This window comes from Actinomadura sp. NPDC049753, assembly GCF_040674655.1.
Classification (GTDB): Bacteria; Actinomycetota; Actinomycetes; order Streptosporangiales; family Streptosporangiaceae; genus Spirillospora; species Spirillospora verrucosospora.
Map to the genome: position 1 here is coordinate 1 of NZ_JBFARL010000053.1, position 15206 is coordinate 15206.

The 15206-nt window shown below is 75.6% G+C and carries 12 protein-coding genes; 7 read left to right on the forward strand and 5 right to left on the reverse strand.

Going from position 1 to position 15206, the window contains the following annotated elements; all coding sequences use genetic code 11:
* Positions 1 to 93 precede the first annotated feature (93 nt).
* Positions 94 to 1164, reverse strand: a complete 1071-nt coding sequence (locus tag AB0K37_RS16450; protein WP_363981112.1) for an ATP-binding protein — start codon at positions 1162 to 1164, stop codon at positions 94 to 96.
* A gap of 276 nt (positions 1165 to 1440) precedes the next feature.
* On the opposite strand from AB0K37_RS16450, the gene AB0K37_RS16455 reads away from it, so the two are divergent.
* Entirely contained in the window at positions 1441 to 2697 is a 1257-nt protein-coding gene (locus AB0K37_RS16455) for a helix-turn-helix domain-containing protein (protein ID WP_363981115.1), read from the forward strand.
* A 21-nt stretch (positions 2698 to 2718) separates the two neighbouring features.
* On the opposite strand, the gene AB0K37_RS16460 is transcribed toward AB0K37_RS16455, so the two are convergent.
* Entirely contained in the window at positions 2719 to 3546 is an 828-nt protein-coding gene (locus AB0K37_RS16460) for a dienelactone hydrolase family protein (RefSeq protein WP_363981203.1), read from the reverse strand.
* Positions 3547 to 3947: 401 nt separating this feature from the next.
* Between AB0K37_RS16460 and AB0K37_RS16465 the strand changes: the two genes are divergently transcribed.
* Positions 3948 to 6062, forward strand: coding sequence for a histidine kinase (locus tag AB0K37_RS16465; RefSeq protein WP_363981118.1), 2115 nt, complete (start codon positions 3948 to 3950; stop codon positions 6060 to 6062).
* Here AB0K37_RS16465 and AB0K37_RS16470 read toward each other — a convergent pair.
* Entirely contained in the window at positions 6059 to 6664 is a 606-nt protein-coding gene (locus AB0K37_RS16470) for a response regulator transcription factor (protein ID WP_363981121.1), read from the reverse strand. The genes AB0K37_RS16465 and AB0K37_RS16470 overlap by 4 nt on opposite strands.
* Before the next feature lie 204 nt (positions 6665 to 6868).
* On the opposite strand from AB0K37_RS16470, the gene AB0K37_RS16475 reads away from it, so the two are divergent.
* Positions 6869 to 7582, forward strand: coding sequence for an ABC transporter ATP-binding protein (locus tag AB0K37_RS16475; RefSeq protein ID WP_363981206.1), 714 nt, complete (start codon positions 6869 to 6871; stop codon positions 7580 to 7582).
* Positions 7582 to 10008, forward strand: coding sequence for an FtsX-like permease family protein (locus AB0K37_RS16480; protein ID WP_363981124.1), 2427 nt, complete (start codon positions 7582 to 7584; stop codon positions 10006 to 10008). Before AB0K37_RS16475 ends, AB0K37_RS16480 begins: the two co-directional genes overlap by 1 nt.
* A 6-nt stretch (positions 10009 to 10014) precedes the next feature.
* Here the strand turns inward: AB0K37_RS16480 and AB0K37_RS16485 are convergent, their stop codons facing one another.
* Positions 10015 to 10764 (reverse strand): SDR family oxidoreductase, encoded by a 750-nt coding sequence (locus AB0K37_RS16485; RefSeq protein WP_363981127.1) that lies wholly within the window; start codon positions 10762 to 10764, stop codon positions 10015 to 10017.
* The gene (locus AB0K37_RS16490) at positions 10764 to 11459 is read right to left on the reverse strand and encodes an SDR family oxidoreductase (protein WP_363981130.1); all 696 of its coding nucleotides are present in this window, start codon (positions 11457 to 11459) and stop codon (positions 10764 to 10766) included. Before AB0K37_RS16490 ends, AB0K37_RS16485 begins: the two co-directional genes overlap by 1 nt.
* A gap of 176 nt (positions 11460 to 11635) precedes the next feature.
* Here AB0K37_RS16490 and AB0K37_RS16495 point away from each other — a divergent pair, with 176 nt between their 5' ends.
* From AB0K37_RS16495 to AB0K37_RS16505, 3 genes are all read left to right on the forward strand, one after another.
* Entirely contained in the window at positions 11636 to 12679 is a 1044-nt protein-coding gene (locus AB0K37_RS16495; protein ID WP_363981133.1) for a PucR family transcriptional regulator, read from the forward strand.
* A 496-nt stretch (positions 12680 to 13175) separates the two neighbouring features.
* The gene (locus AB0K37_RS16500; RefSeq protein WP_363981136.1) at positions 13176 to 13979 is read left to right on the forward strand and encodes an SAM-dependent methyltransferase; all 804 of its coding nucleotides are present in this window, start codon (positions 13176 to 13178) and stop codon (positions 13977 to 13979) included.
* A gap of 138 nt (positions 13980 to 14117) precedes the next feature.
* Entirely contained in the window at positions 14118 to 15038 is a 921-nt protein-coding gene (locus AB0K37_RS16505) for a helix-turn-helix transcriptional regulator (RefSeq protein ID WP_363981139.1), read from the forward strand.
* Positions 15039 to 15206: the final 168 nt, after the last annotated feature.

Sequence of the window (15206 nt, forward strand, 5' to 3'; positions counted from 1 at the left end):
GTCAAGGCACGCCTTCCGCGCCTTCTCACCTGGCTGGACGAGACGAAGCCGGACGTGGTCTGCCTCCAGGAGACCAAGTGCCGCGCGGATCTCTTACTCCTGGACCAGGACGCCGGCGAGCAGCGCGTGCGCGTCCCTCCGCTCCTCGCGCGTCGCGTCCGCCCACAGCGAGGACCGGACGAGCCGGTTGCGGACCGCGACCCCGTCGCCCTCGAACCGCAGCAGCCCCGAGTCGCGGGCCGCGTCGAGGTCGCCGCCGCCGATGCCGTCCGCCCGGACGGCCCGCTCCATCGTCGCGGCGCCGAGCCACTCCTCCGCCACGGTCATCAGCACCAGGCGCCGCGCCCCGGAGGGCAGGGCGCGGTAGCGGCCCCGGTGCAGGGCGCGCAGGGAGCTGGACGGGGGCAGCGCCCGCGGCGGCGGCGCGGCGCCCGACAGCTGCCCGGACGTCAGCGCGCCGGCCAGCTCGCGGATCGCGAGGGGGCGGCCGCAGGCCAGGTCGACGATCTCCTCGGTCAGGTCGCCGCCCGCCGAGCCGTCCAGGCAGATGTCGGGCGCCGTGCCGCCGAGCGCGTCGCGCAGCACGCGCCGGCTCGCGTCCTCGGCCAGCGGCGCGAGCCGCAGCCGCCGGATCCCGGCGAGCGCGCCTCCGTCCGGCTCGCCGTCGCGGACGGAGAACAGCACCGCCACGGGCTCGTCCTCGACGCGCCGCGCCGCGAACGCCAGCACCTCCAGCGAGCCGGCGTCGAGCCGGTGGACGTCGTCGGCCCAGCACAGCAGGGGCCCCTTCCGCGCGGCCCGGCCCAGCAGCTCGCACACCGCCGTGAAAAGCACGAACGGCTCGGCGCGGGGCGCGCCGGACAGGATCGCGGCGAGGGCGTCCCGGTGCGCCGGCGGCAGCTGCGCGACCTGCTCGGAGAGGGGGCGCAGCAGCCGGTGCAGCCCCGCGTACGGGACGCCGGTCTCGCCGGGCACCCCGGTCGTGCCGAGCGTGCGCCAGCCCGTGCCGGCGCCGCGCACGGCGGCCTCCAGGAGGGCCGTCCGGCCGATGCCGGCGTCCCCGGCGACGACCAGGGCGCCGCCGTGCCCGTCCCGGGCCCGGTCGAGCATCGCCTCGATCGTCCGGAGGTCGCGTTCACGTCCGTGCAGCCGTTCGTGTGTCATGCCGGTCCCTCCTCGGCGGGAACCACCCTCGCCCGCGAGCCGTGGGGAGGCTCTATTGGACGGGGTCTCAAAAAGGGAAGGTGACCCTAGGGCAACACGGGGGCCCCGCACCGGTCCAGAGCGGGTTCCGGTTTCGGGGACGCGGCGCAATGCGGAGCGGCGGCGGTTGTGACCGCGCACAGTGTCGGCGTCCCACGATGGCCCGTGCGCCTCCGTGGTGGCACGATGAGGCCCCCGCGTTGTGCGGGACGCGCCCGTCGCTGGAGGTGGCCCGCGATGAACGTCGGCCAGGTGGACGCCGATCGCACGATCATGCGCAAGGCGGTGCTGCGGCTCGCGGACCGGCTTCCCGACCTCGCCGACCGGCTCACCGCCGAGATCCTCTCCGGTGACCGCGGCGACCGCGACGACGCCTTCCGCCACGACGTGTGGGAGATGTGCCACACCGGGCTCGGACACGGCTTCAAGACGATCCTGGACCCCGGCCGCGGCCGCGCCGACCTGGAGTGGGCGCGGCGGCTCGGGCAGCGGCGCGCGCACCAGGGGCAGCCGCTCGACCAGCTGCTGCGCTCCTACCGGCTCGCCGGGCGGGTGTTCTGGGAGGCCGTCGTCGAGGTCGTCGGACGGCACGACCCGGAGAACGTCGCGGCGCTGATCCGGCAGGCGACCCGCACCTGGGACACGATCGACCAGCAGTCCGGCGCTGCGGCCGCCGCCTACCACCGCACGGAGCTGGACCTCGCGCGGCGCAGCGAGGAGCGCGTCCAGGCGATCGTGGACGCCCTCCTGGACGGGCAGGGCGCCGACGGCGGGCTGCTCGCGACCGCCACGTCCGTCCTCGGGCTGCCCGCGACCGGCCGCTACGCCGTGGTGATGCTCGGCGCGGAGGGCGGCTTCGGGGACGGCGTGAACCGGCGGCCGGGCGACACCGGCGGGATGCGGTTCATCTGGCGGCTGCGCACCGACGCGCAGGTGGCGCTGGTCGCGCTCGGCGCCGCGGAGCTCGACGACCTCGTCGACGCCGTCCGCCCCTACGCCCGGTCGCACGCCGGCGTGAGCCCGGTCGTCGGCAGCCTCGCCGAGCTGGGCGGCGCCCGCTGGTTCGCCGAGCTGGCGCTGCGGACGTGCCGCGGCCCCGGCAACCAGATCGCCCGCCTGGACCGCCGGCTCCCCGACGCCCTCGTGCTGTCCCAGCCCCGTCTCGCCGGACGCCTCGGGGAGGTCGCGCTCGGCGGGCTCGGGGACGTCGACCCCGGGTTCCGCGACGCCCTGCTGACGACGCTGGAGACCTGGCTGGAGTGCGACGGCTCGGCGGCCCGCGCGGCCGACCGGCTGTTCTGCCACCGCAACACCGTCCTGAACCGGCTCCGCAGGATCGAGCGGCTCACCGGGCGGACCCTCGCCCGGCCCGGCGACCTGGTCGAGCTCGTCCTCGCGCTGAGCGCGCTGCGGCTGCACGGCCCCGGGGACGGCGCGCCCGGCCCGAACGCCGAGGGGCCGCCCGCGCGGGGAGGCGGGCGGCCCGGCCGGTAGGGGGCCGGTCGGCGACCGGGGTCAGGAGTTCGGGCAGGTGTCCCGGTACTCGGAGATGGTGAGGTCGCGCGAGGGCGCCGGGCACAGGAACTGGTCGTAGCGGGTGTCGTTGTCGATGTACCGCTTGAGCCAGGAGATGCTGTACTTCGCGATCGTCGTGTTCGAGGTGTTGGGCGCGAAGTGGCTGGCGCCCGCCAGCTCCAGGTACGCCTTCTCCGACGCCGCCGGGATGCTCTCGTAGAACGGCTGGGAGTGCGTGGCGACCGGCGCGACCGTGTCCGCCTGCGCGCCGATGATCATGGTGGGGACGCGCACGTCCGAGAAGTTCTTCTGCAGGTCCCACGGCGTCAGCGGGATCGCGGCCTGGAGCTGCGGCCGGTCCTCGGCGGCCTCCAGCGTCCCGCCGCCGCCCATCGAGTGGCCCATCACGCCGAGCCGGGTCGTGTCGATCCGGGTCCGGACGGTGCTGCGCTGCGTGAGGTAGTCGAGCGCGGCCTCCAGCTGCCGGGCGCGGCTGTCGGGCTGGTCGAGGCGGGTGAGGGTGTCGATCGTGAAGATGACGAACCCCTGCGAGGCGAGCCGCGGCCCGAGCCAGGCCATGCTGGTCTGGTCGGCGGTGTAGCCGGGCGCCACCGCCACCGCGCCGAAGGTCCCCTCGGCGGTGCTGGTCGGGTAGTAGATCGTCCCGCCGCCGAAGCCGGTGACGCTCAGGGAGGACACGCTCGTCTGGGACGTCGCGAAGGGGCCGCGGAGGGCCTCGATGCTCTGCTGCGTCGGGGCCGGGCCGCGCTCGTAGGGGTTGTCGGCGGCCCGCGCGGTCTGGGGGACGGCGAGGGCGGCCGCGGTCAGCGCCGCGGCGAGCGCCGTCTTCGCCGCGCGTGCGGTGAGGGTGGGCACGTCGGTTCGCTCCTGTTCCGGGGGGCGGAGCCGATGGCCGGCTCCGGAAACGGGGCGGGGCCGGTCACCCGGCTCCGGGACGCACATTCTCGGCACGCGCCGCGTCCGCCGACATCGGCGAAATCACCGGTCATTCCGGGACGCCCGCCCTGACCAGCCGGAAGAAGCCGAACGGCCGCAGCGCGGCGGGATGCACATGCGCCATCGGCGCGCCGCCGGCGGCTCCGGGGTTCGGAGGCGTGCGCGCGGGCTCGTACCCTGGCACCCGCCGCCGTGCCCCGGACTCGCGGGCGCGGGCGGCGGGGACGGCGGCCCTCGACGCGGGAAGCGGCGGGCCGGGAAGCGGGGGACGGGTGGCAGGGGCGGTACCGGCGGGGCCGCGGTCGGCACGGGTGATCGTCGGGGCGGTGCTCGCCTCGTTCGCCGCGGTGTACGCGCTGGCGGCGCCCTCGCGGACGGAGGGCGCCGCGCGGGCGGCCGCGGCGACCGCCCTCGTACTGGTGGTCCTGCTGGCCCAGTTCGTCCAGGTCGTGCCGCGCTGGCGGCGATGGCGCGGCGGCTGGAGCCTGACCGCGCAGGCGGTCGCCGCCTACGCGGGCGTCGTCGCGTTCGGGACGTCGGCGGGGATACTCGGCTTCGTCGTCGGGTCGCTGCTGCTCACGGGCGCCTGGCCGGCCGCCGCCTGCGTCCTGGCGACCGCGGCGGTGGCGGACGCCCTGCGCGGCGGCGCGAGCGCCGACGTCACGATCAGCTGCCTGCTGACCGGGCTCGTCGTCTACGGGCTGGTGCGGCTGGCCGACCGGGCCGACGACGTCGCGGCGGCCCGGTTGCCCCTCACCGTGGCGGCCGTGGAACGGGAGCGGCTGCGGATCGCGGCGGAACTGGACGGCGGGCTCGGCGACGGCCTGCGGGCGATCTCGGCCGGCAGCCGGCGCGCCCTCGACCGCCCGGAGGCCGTCGCGGACGTGCTGGCGGTGGCCAGGGAGTCGCTGAACAGGGCGCGCACGGCCGCGGCGGGACTGCGGAGCATGTCGCTGGCCCCCGAGATGGCGGCGGCGCGGGCGCTGCTGGAGGCGGCGGACGTCCGGGCCGAGGTGCGCGAGGGGCACCGGGAGCCGCTCGGCCCGGCCGGGGCGCTGCTGGCGACGGTGCTGCGCGAGGCGGTCACGGACGTGGTGCGCGCCGGTTCCGCGCGGACCTGCCTGATCGCGACGTCGGAGCGGGGCGGTCTGGTCGGGCTGCGGGTGGTCAACGACGGCGTCCGCACGGCCGAGCGCGGCGCGGAGGGGCTGGAGCAGGCGGCGGAACGGGTGCGCGCGGCGGGCGGGACCTTCTCGGCCGGGCTGGACGGGGACGGCCGGTTCGCGGTGGAGGCCACCGTCGCGGCGGGGGACCGCACCGTGAGCCTGCCCGACCGGGCGGCCTACCGGCTCTCGCTCGCGCTGCTGGCCGCGGTCCTGGCGGGGTTCTCCGTCAAGGGGCTGCTGCTGGTCCCGTGGGGGCCGCGGTGGCCGGCCGCCGCCGCGGGGCTGGCGCTGATCTCGGCGGCGGAGCTGCTGTGGGCCGGGCGCGGGCGGCCCCGGTGGTGGCCGCCGGTTCTGGCCGTCCTCTGCTTCGCCCCCCTTGCCGTCTTCGGGAAGGCGTGGCTGGGCGTCGCCGGGTTCCTCGCCGGGACGTTCCTGGTGGGGCTTCCCGCATGGGCCGCCGTCCCGCTCGTGGCGGCGTCCATGGCGGTGACGGGCGCCGCCGCGCGGGCCCTCGGGCTCGGCGCGGCGGCCGTCGCCAACTACGTGGTCAGCACGCTGGTGACGGGCCTGGTGGTGTACGGGCTCGTCCGGCTGGCGCGGCTGGTGCGGGACCTGCGGGCGGCCGGGGAGGAGCTGGCGCGGGCGGCGACCGTCCAGGAACGGCTGCGGGCCGCCCGTGACCTGCACGACCTGCTCGGGCACAGCCTGGCGGCGATCCTGCTCAGGTGCGAGCTGGCCCGCCGGCTCGCCGAGGCGGACCCGGCCCGCGCCCGCGCGGAGCTCGCCGAGGTCGTCGCCATGGCCGAGCAGGCCCGCGCGGACCTGCGCACCGCGACCGGCGGGGACGCCGAGCTCGCGCTGGACGGTGAGGCGGCGTCGGCGCGGTCGGTGCTCGCGGCCGCCGGGGTCGAGGTCGAGACCGTCCTCGGGCACCCGGTCCTGGACGGGCGCGTGTCGGCGGTTCTCGGCACGGTCCTGCGCGAGGCGGTGACGAACGTGCTCCGGCACAGCGCCGCCACCCGCTGCACCATCGCGACCGGGCGGGACGGCGCCGCCGTCTGGCTGGTCGTGGAGAACGACGGGCTCGACCCGGCGGCCCCCCGGACGGCGCCCGGCGCAGGCATCGGGAACCTGACCACGCGGCTCGCCTCGGCGGGCGGAACGCTCAGCGCGCGGGCCGACGGAGAGGGATGCTTCCGGCTGGAGGCGAGGATCGGCTAGAGCCAGCCCGCTTCGCGCGCGATGCGCGCGGCGTCGGTGCGGTTGCGGGCGTTGAGCTTGGTGACGGCGGCCGTCAGGTAGTTGCGCACCGTCCCGGCGGACAGGTGGAGGCGCCCGGCGATCTCGGGGGCCTCCGCGCCCTCGGCCGCGAGCCGCAGCACGTCGGTCTCGCGCGGGGTGAGCGGGTTGTCGGCGAGGTCCCAGGCGGTGAGCGCGAGGTTCGGGTCGAGGACCCGCTCCCCGGCGGCGACCTTCCGGATGCCGGCGGCCAGCTCCTCCGGCGGCGCCGTCTTCAGCAGGAAGCCGCGGACTCCCGCCGTCAGGGCGCGGCGCAGGTGACCGGGCTTGCCGTGCCCGGTGAGCATCAGTGTCGCGATGTCCGGAACGGCCTCGCGCAGCGCCGCCGCGGCCGCGAGGCCGTCCAGGCCCGGCATGTCGATGTCCAGCACGGCGACGTCGGGACGGGTCGAGCGGGCCGCGGGCAGCACCTCGTCCCCGCGCTCGACCTCGGCCACCACGGTCAGGTCGGGTTCCAGCCCGAGCAGTGTGGCGAGGGCGCCGCGCACCACGTGATGGTCGTCGGCGAGAAGCACCTTGATCACGGCATATGTCTACCAGCCGCCGCCGACCGCCCCGGACGGCGTCACACCCGGACCCATGACGAGGTCACGGGTGGCCGGTGACCTCCTCTCTGGTGGCCGGAACCGCAGGTCACAAGACTTGTGGGCATGAACGAGGCGGTGCGCATGGACGCGGTGAGCAAGGACGCGGTGAGCACGAACGCGGTGAGCACGAACGCGGTGAGCATGGACGCGGTGAGCAAGGTCTACGGACGGGGCAGGGGAGCGGTGGCGGCGCTGCGGGAGGTGACGGCGTCCCTCCCGCGGGGCCGGCTCACGGCGGTGATGGGGCCGTCCGGCTCGGGCAAGAGCACGTTCCTGCACTGCGCCGCGGGTCTCGACACGCCCACGTCCGGCACGGTCCGGCTGGGGGACACCGAGCTGTCCTCCATGAACGAGACGAAGCTGACCGAGCTGCGCAGGCGGCGCGTCGGCTTCGTGTTCCAGGCGTTCAACCTGGTGTCGTCCCTGACGGTGGAGCAGAACATCACCCTTCCGCTGCGCCTGTCGCGCACGCGTCCGGACAAGGCGTGGCTCACGGAGGTGGTCGCCCGCGTGGGGCTGGCGGACCGGACCGGGCACCGGCCCGGGCAGCTGTCCGGCGGTCAGCAGCAGCGGGTCGCGATCGCGCGCGCCCTGGTGACGCGCCCGGACGTCGTGTTCGGGGACGAGCCCACGGGCGCGCTCGACACGATGACGGCCCGGGACGTGCTGACGCTACTGCGCGAGACCGTGGACGGCATGGGCCAGACGGTCGTGATGGTCACGCACGACCCGGTCGCCGCCTCCTACGCCGACACGGTGCTGTTCCTGGCGGACGGACGGATCGTCGACTCGATGGACGCCCCGTCGAGCGACAAGGTCGCCGCCCGCATGACCCGGCTGGGAGCGTGGAAGTGATGTTCGGAATCGTGCTCAGCACCCTGCGCCATCGCAAGGCGGGCTTCGCGGGGGCGTTCGCCGCGCTGCTGTGCGCGGCGGCCCTGATCTGCGCGTGCGGCGTCCTGCTCGACACGGGCCTGCGCGGCTCCGTCGCGCCGGAACGGTACGCGGGGGTGCCGGTCGTCGTCACCGGCGACCAGTCCGTCCACAAGGTGATCGTCAAGAAGAAGGGCAAGCGCAAGCACAAGGCCAAGCCCCTCGCCGAACGCGTGTGGCTGCCCGCCTCCGTCGCCGCCAGGGTCCGGGCGGCGGACGGCGTCCGGGACGTCGTCACCGAGGTGACGTTCCCCGCCGAGATCGGCGCCCCCGAGGAGGACCGCCCGTCCTGGGGCCACGGGTGGGAGTCCGCCGCGCTCACCCCGTTCACCCTCCGCGAGGGCCGCGCCCCCGCCGCGGACGACGAGATCGTGGTCGACGCCGCCACGGCGCGCGCCCGCCGCCTGCACCCGGGCGCGGCGGTGCGGGTCGAGTCCGCCGTCCCCGGCACCTACCGCGTCGTGGGCGTGACCCGGCAGGCGCTCGCCCACCAGAGCGCCGTCTTCTTCTCGACGGCTCAGGCGGCCCGCCTGTCCGGCCGCGGCGGCATGGTCACCGCCGTCGGCGCCCACGGCTCGGCCGGGGCCGTCGAGGCGGCCCTGCGCGGCACCGGGGCGACCGTCCACACCGGCGGCGACCGGGGCCGGGCGGAGTTCCTCGGCGCGGAGAAGGCCCGCGTCAAGCTCATCTCCCTGGGCGGCGCCCTCGGCGGGACGGCCCTGCTCGTCGCCGTCCTCGTGGTGTCCGGAACGTTCGCGCTGTCGGTGCGGCAGCGGGAGCGCGAGATCGCGCTGCTGCGCGCGGTCGCCGCGACGCCGCGGCAGGTCCGCCGGATGATCGGGGGCGAGGCGCTGCTGGTCGGGCTCGTCGCGGGACCGCTCGGCGCGGCGGCCGGCCTGCCGCTGGCGTTCCTGCTGCGGGACGAGTTCCGCGGGCTCGGCGCCCTCCCGCCCAACCTGGACCTCGTCGTCGGCCCGTTCCCGCCGCTCGCCGCCGCGCTCGCCACCGTCCTCGCGGCCGTGGCCGCCGCCCGGATCACCGCCCGCGGCGCGGCCCGGGTCCGGCCCGTCGAGGCCCTCGGCGACGCGGCGACGGGCCGCGCCCGGCTCGGCGCCGTCCGGATCGCGGCCGGACTGGCCGTCGCGGCCGGGGCCGCCGCCCTGACGGCGCTGCTGGCGCGCCTCGACACGGAGGTGGCGTCCAGCCCGGTGACGATGCTGACCGCGATCGTCTGGACCGCGGCCGTCGCGCTCCTCGGCCCCGCCCTCGTCCGGGCCGCGACCGCCGGGCTCGCCGTCCCGCTCCGGCTCCTGCCGGGCGGCGGGCACCTGGCGGCCGCCAACCTCGCCGCGGCCGCCCGGCGCCTGGCGTCCGTCGTCACCCCGCTGACGCTGATGATCGGGCTGACCTCGACGATCCTGTTCACGCAGACGACGATCGGCCACGCCGCGACGCGGCAGGCGCGCGAGGGCACGGTCGCCGCGCACGCCGCCGGCCCCGCGGTCCCGCACGGCACCGCCGAGCGGATCCGCCGCACGCCCGGCGTGACCGCCGTGACCGAGGTCCTGCACGGCACCGTCCGGGTCGGCCTGGAGAACTACGGCGTCCAGGGCGTCACGCCGGAGGGCCTCGACCGCACCATGGACCTGGACGTCCGGGCCGGGTCGCTCGACCGCCTGGACGCCTCAGGCATCGCGGTCAGCGCCACCGCCGCCCGGCGCCTCGGCGTCCGGCCCGGGGACCGGCTGCCGCTCACCCTCGGGGACGGCACGCCGTTCCGGCCCACCGTGATCGCCGTCTACGGGCGCGGCCTCGGCTTCGGCGACCTCACCGTCGACCGCGACCTGCTGGCCGCCCACGTCGACGACCCCCGCGGCACGCTGCTGATCGCGGGCGGCCCGCCGCGCGGTCTCCCGGTCGCGGCCCCGGGCGCGCTCGCCGAGGCCCGGACGGCCGGCAACGCGGAGGTCGCCTACGTCGCCATGGGCCTGATCATCGCGTTCACCGCGATCGCCGTGGTGAACACCCTCGCGATGGCCACCGCCGGCCGGTCCCGCGAGTTCGCCGTGCTGCGCCTCGTCGGGACGACCCGGCGCCAGGTCATGGCGATGCTCGGGTGGGAGACGCTGGCCGTCGCCGTGATCGCCGCCGTCCTCGGCACCGCGATCGCCCTCGCCGCGCTCACCGCGTTCGGTGCGGGCATGACGGACGGCCCCCCGCACGTCCCGCCCCTCGGCCACCTCGGGGTCCTCGCCTGGGGGCTGCTGCTCGCCGCGGCCGCGACCTTCCCGGCCGCCCGCCTCGCCATGGCCTCCCGCCCCGCCGACGCCGTCGGCGCCCGGGAGTGACGCCGGTCAGGCGCGGCAGCGGGTGGTACCGCCGTTGACGTGGAGGATCTGGCCGACGAGCGTCGGGAGGCGCTCGTCGGCCAGGAACGCGACCGCCGACGCGATCTCCTCGGCGGTCGCGATCCGGCCGAGGGGCGCCCGGGCGGCGTAGTGGGCGCGGATCTCGTCGAGGCGCACCCCCGCGGCCGCCGCGTCCGCCTCCAGGCGCGGAGTGTCGATCGAACTCGGGGCGACGGCGTTCACCGCGATGCCGAGCGGGGCCAGTTCGCGGCCGAGCGACTTGGCGAGCGCGACGACGCCCGCCTTGGACGCCGAGTAGGCGCTGGCGTGCGGCCACCCGATCACGCCCCACTCGGAGGCGACGAACACCATCCGGCCGCCGCCACGCTCGACCATGCCGGGCATCACGGCCTGCGCGCACGCGAACGTCCCGCCGAGGTCCGCGTCGACCGTCCGCCACCAGCCGTCGCCGTTGTCCAGCCCGGTGAACGGGGCCATCGACATCTGGGCGGCGCAGGTGACCAGCAGCCCGATCTGCCCGCCCGTGCGGCGCTCCACCTCCGCCACCATCGCGGCCACCGCCGCCGGGTCGGAGACGTCCGCCGGCGCGGCGAGGCCGTTCAGCTCGGTGGCGAGCCCGGTCACGTCCCGCCCGGGCCGGTCGTTCAGGGCGACCAGCCGCCCGTCCGCCGCGAGCCGGCGCGCCACGGCAGTGCCGAGCCCGCCGCACGCCCCGGTGATCAGCGCGATCGCCATCAGATCACCGTCCCGCCGTTCGGGCTCAGGACCTCGCCGGCGCAGAACGTGCCGTCCTCGACGAGGTAGGCGGCGGCGAGCGCGACCTCCTCCGGGGAGGTCAGCCGCCCGGCCGGCAGGCTCTGCAGGAAGGACGGCCTCCGCCAGGGCGAGTCGGACGGGAGCATGGCCGTGTCCGTCGGGCCGGGCGCCACCGCGTTCACCCGCACCCCGGACGGCGCCAGCTCCGCCGCCAGGGACCGGACGAACCCGATCACCGCGCCGTTGGCCGCCGCGTAGTGCGCCTCGGCGCTCCCGCCGCCGATCGCGAGGTCGGAGGCGACCGCCACCACGGCGCCCTCGCCGCGCTCGGTCATCCCCGGCGCGACGGCCGAGCACACGTTGACCACGCCGCCGAGGTGCACGCGCAGCATCCGCCGCCAGTCGGGCCAGGCGATGTCCGACATCGGGACGATCGCGTAGTGCCCCGCCGCGCACAGCGCCGCCTCGACCGGCCCGAGCTCGCGCTCGATCCGCCGGACCGCCGCGCACACCTGCGCGCGCTCCGCCACGTCCACCCCCACCGAGTGGTCGGCGTCCGGGGCCGGGCGCAGGTCCAGCCCGGCCGTCCTCCAGCCGCGCCCCGCCAGCTCGCGCACCAGCGCGGCGCCGATGCCGCCGGCGGCCCCGGTGACGAGCGCGACCCGCCCCCGCATCCGATCACCTCGCAACAGTCGCAGAACACCAGGCAAACCCGGCATAACCGCTGGTGACAAGCGTCATGGGGATTTCTTGGCCGAACCCACCACGGCGCGCCCGACCTTTCGTGCACTTGCCCAAAACACGGTCACGGGCGCGGGAGGGCGCCGGGACGGGGTGAGAGGGTGAGGCTGTGACCAGCGATTCCGCGCTGCCGCACCTGACCGTCCGGCAGCTCCTCGAGGTGCCGCGCTTCCGGCTGCGCCTGGTCGCCGGGCAGGACGGCCTCGACCGCCCGGTCCGCTGGGCGCACTCCACCGAGCTCCCCGACCCCGGCCCCTACCTGCGCGGGCAGGAGCTGGTCCTGACGGTCGGCGCGTCGCTGCGGGACGGGGGCGCGTGCGCCGCGTTCGCCGAGTCGGTCAAGGCCGGCCGCGCGAGCGCGATCGGCTACGGGATCGGCGACGTGACCGACGCCGTCCCCGAGGAGCTGCGCGACGCCTGCGACCGCGTCGGCGTCCCGCTGCTGGAGGTGCCGCGGGAGGTCCCGTTCCTCGGGTTCACCGAGTGGTTCGCCGAGCGGCTCGCGTCCGTAGGCGACGAGCGGCACGAGCGGGAGGAGACCGGGCGGCTGCTGCGCATGGTGCGCGACGGGCTCGCGTCCGCCGAGGCGCTGCGGTCCCGGATCGACGAGGCCGGGCTCGACCCCGCGTCCCTGCTGGTGATCGCGATGGACGGCGCGGTCGAGGAGGAGCTGCCCGGCGTCCTCGGCCTGGACGACCACACGGCCCTGCTCGTCACCAACGACGCCCACGCCTGGGCCGAGCCCGCCGGCGTCGGCAGCCCCGGCCCGCTGGAGCACCTGCCGGTCTCGCTCGCCGAGAGCCTCACCGCGCTGGACACCGCGCGCCGCACCGGCGGGGTCGTGCACGCCGCCGACCTCGCCACCTTCCAGGCCCTCCTCGGCCGCCTCGACCAGGAGCAGCTGGCCCCGTTCGCCGAGCAGATCGCCCGGCCGCTGAGGGAGTACGACGCCGCGCACGGCACCCGCCTCACCGAGACGCTGCGCACCTTCCTGGACATGGGCGGCGCGGTCGGCGCGACGTCGCGGGCCCTGTACCTGCATCCCAACACCCTGCGCCACCGGCTGTCCCGGATCGAGTCGCTGACCGGTCGCGACCCGATGCGGTTCGAGGACCGGGTGGCGCTCGCGATCGCCGTCTGGGCGGGCCGCTGAGGGCCGCCCCCGGCCGGACGGTCTCACGCCGGACGATCTCACGCCGGATGGAGCGAATGCGCGAAACGCCGCATTGGAGAAACGCGTGATCAGGTGCGGTGCGCGCGGACGGCGTTCAAGTATCGCCTGATATGGGTGACTATGGGCGTTTGGACCCTTTGGACATGGGCGCCGCTCGGTCAGGCAAAGTCTTGGAAAAAACAGAAGGTGAATTTCCGCGGCGGTCCAGTCGTTCATCATGGCGGCGCGGACACCGATCCGTATCCCGCCCGTAAGTGATCGATCGGTCTTCCGGCCGGGGGCGTTCAGCGATCGCTTTCGTCACACCTGGCGCACGCGCCACCCGATTTTCGGGGTTTCAGCCACTCTGTGTATTCATTATCGTCCCGAACCGGTGCGCGGACAGGTCCGAATTTCACTTTTCCGGCCGCCTCTGGGGCGCGGGGTCTAGGTTTGCCGCGAGAGGTGCCCGTACCTGCTGGAAGGAGCGTCAGACATGACGGATACCACCCGGGGCCCGGGAAAGGGATCGGACACCAAGATCAACACAGAGGTGCCGCAGTCGGCGCGGATCTGGAACTACTGGCTCGGCGGGACCGACAACTACGAGGTCGACCGGCTCGCCGGCGACCACTACGTCTCGCTGTACCCGGGCATCGTGGAGATCGCCCGCGCGGGCCGCTACTTCATGGACCGGGCGATCCGGTTCCTCGCCCGCGAGCGGGGGATCCGCCAGTTCATGGACTGCGGGACCGGCCTGCCCACCGTCGACAACACCCACGAGATGGCCCGCCGCGCCGCCCCCGACGCCAAGGTCGTCTACGTCGACAACGACCCGCTCGTCCTCGCGCACGCCCGCGCCCTGATGAACGAGGGCCGCACCGCCTACATCGACTGCGACCTGCACGACCCGAAGACGATCATGGATCGGGCCTCGGAGCTGCTGGACCTGTCCGAGCCCGTCGGCCTGATGATCATCGGTGTGCTGGGGCACATCGTCGACCCCGACGAGGCCTACGGCGTCGTCCGCGGGCTGATGGACCCGCTGCCGTCCGGCAGCTACCTCATCCTGCACGACTCCACCGACGAGAACGAGAGGTTCAACGCGGCGCAGCGCGCCTACGACGAGACCGGCGCGATCCCGTTCCGGCTGCGGAGCCCCGAGTTCATCCGCGGCTACTTCGACGGCCTGGAGCTGGAGGAGCCGGGGCTGGTGACGAGCGGGGCGTGGCGTCCCGAAGTCGGGCCGATCGAGGGCGAGAGCCTGCCGACCAGGTGCGGGGTGGCCCGCAAACCCTGACGCGCCGTGCCGGGAACCGCCTCCGCGGCCCGGGCCGCGCGGCCGGGACGGTAAGTAACATACGGTCTTATCTCCGACGCGTAGCGTGAACTATAGTCGGAGCGGTCGTCCGTGCCGTCTTCTGATGAGGAGTCCCCCTTGGCCTCCGTCACGATCACCGGCAGCAGGAAACCGTCGTCGGGGCGAAGCGCTCCGGCCGGCGCGGTCCGCGCGCAGGGCGACCCGCTCGTCCCGCGCATGCTCCTCGGCAAGCGGCTCCGCGAGCTGCGGGAGGCGGCCCGGCTGTCCCGGCCCGGGGCCGGCCTGGCGATCGGCGCGTCCGAGTCGAAGATCGCCAGGCTGGAGCTGGGCCGCACCCGCGCCAAGGCCGGCGACGTCGCCGGCCTGCTCGACCGCTACGGCGCCGACCCCGGCGAGCGCGCGACCCTGCTCGCCCTGGCCGAGCAGACCGGCGCGCGGCCCTGGTGGCACGGCGACGGCGACATCGTGCCGCGCTGGGTCCGCGACTACCTGAGCGCCGAGCAGGCGGCCAAGCTCGTCCGCACGTTCGAGGCCCAGTTCGTCCCCGGCCTGCTCCAGACCGAGGACTACGCCCGCGGCCTGGTCCGCAGCCTGCGCCTTGAGTCCGAGGACGAGGTCGAGCGGCGCGTCGAGCTCCGGACGCGGCGCCAGCGCGTTCTGCGCCGCCGGCCGCGCCCCCTCAACCTCTGGGTCGTGCTCGACGAGGGGGCGCTGTGGCGTCCCGTCTGCGCACCCGAGACGATGCGCATGCAGATCAAGCACATCATCGAGCAGTGCAGGCGGCCGAACGTCACGATCCAGATCGCGCCCCTCGGCATCTCCGGCCAGGTGGCCGGCGACGGGTCGCTCACCCTCGTCCGGTTCCCGCAGCAGGGCCTCCAGGACATGGTCTATCTGGAGCGTCCCGACAATGCCGTCTACCCGACGCGGCGCGCCGAGATCGAGCACCACTGGCACATTTTCAACACGCTGGTCACCGAGGCCGCACCGCCCGAGCAGACGCCCCGGATACTCGCGCGAATCCTCACCACCTACTGAACCGGCCACCGCCCGTTCCGCCCGGATCGCCGCCTCTGCCCCGCCGGACCGTGATCGTTCGCAGGTGAATGCACGATGACCGCCGGTGATCGCCGGACCCTCCGATTCCGTGTTCCCGCCTGACCGCTTCCGGCCTATTTTCATAAAGGACGGAAATTCGGGAGGCTC

Excerpts from the sequence above, each read along its gene's own strand:
- AB0K37_RS16450 (WP_363981112.1), bottom strand. The coding sequence starts at position 1,164 with ATGACACACGAACGGCTGCACGGACGTGAACGCGACCTCCGGACGATC.
- AB0K37_RS16455 (WP_363981115.1), top strand. The coding sequence starts at position 1,441 with ATGAACGTCGGCCAGGTGGACGCCGATCGCACGATCATGCGCAAGGCG.
- AB0K37_RS16475 (WP_363981206.1), top strand. The coding sequence starts at position 6,869 with ATGGACGCGGTGAGCAAGGTCTACGGACGGGGCAGGGGAGCGGTGGCG.
- AB0K37_RS16480 (WP_363981124.1), top strand. The coding sequence starts at position 7,582 with ATGTTCGGAATCGTGCTCAGCACCCTGCGCCATCGCAAGGCGGGCTTC.
- AB0K37_RS16485 (WP_363981127.1), bottom strand. The coding sequence starts at position 10,764 with ATGGCGATCGCGCTGATCACCGGGGCGTGCGGCGGGCTCGGCACTGCC.
- AB0K37_RS16490 (WP_363981130.1), bottom strand. The coding sequence starts at position 11,459 with ATGCGGGGGCGGGTCGCGCTCGTCACCGGGGCCGCCGGCGGCATCGGC.
- AB0K37_RS16500 (WP_363981136.1), top strand. The coding sequence starts at position 13,176 with ATGACGGATACCACCCGGGGCCCGGGAAAGGGATCGGACACCAAGATC.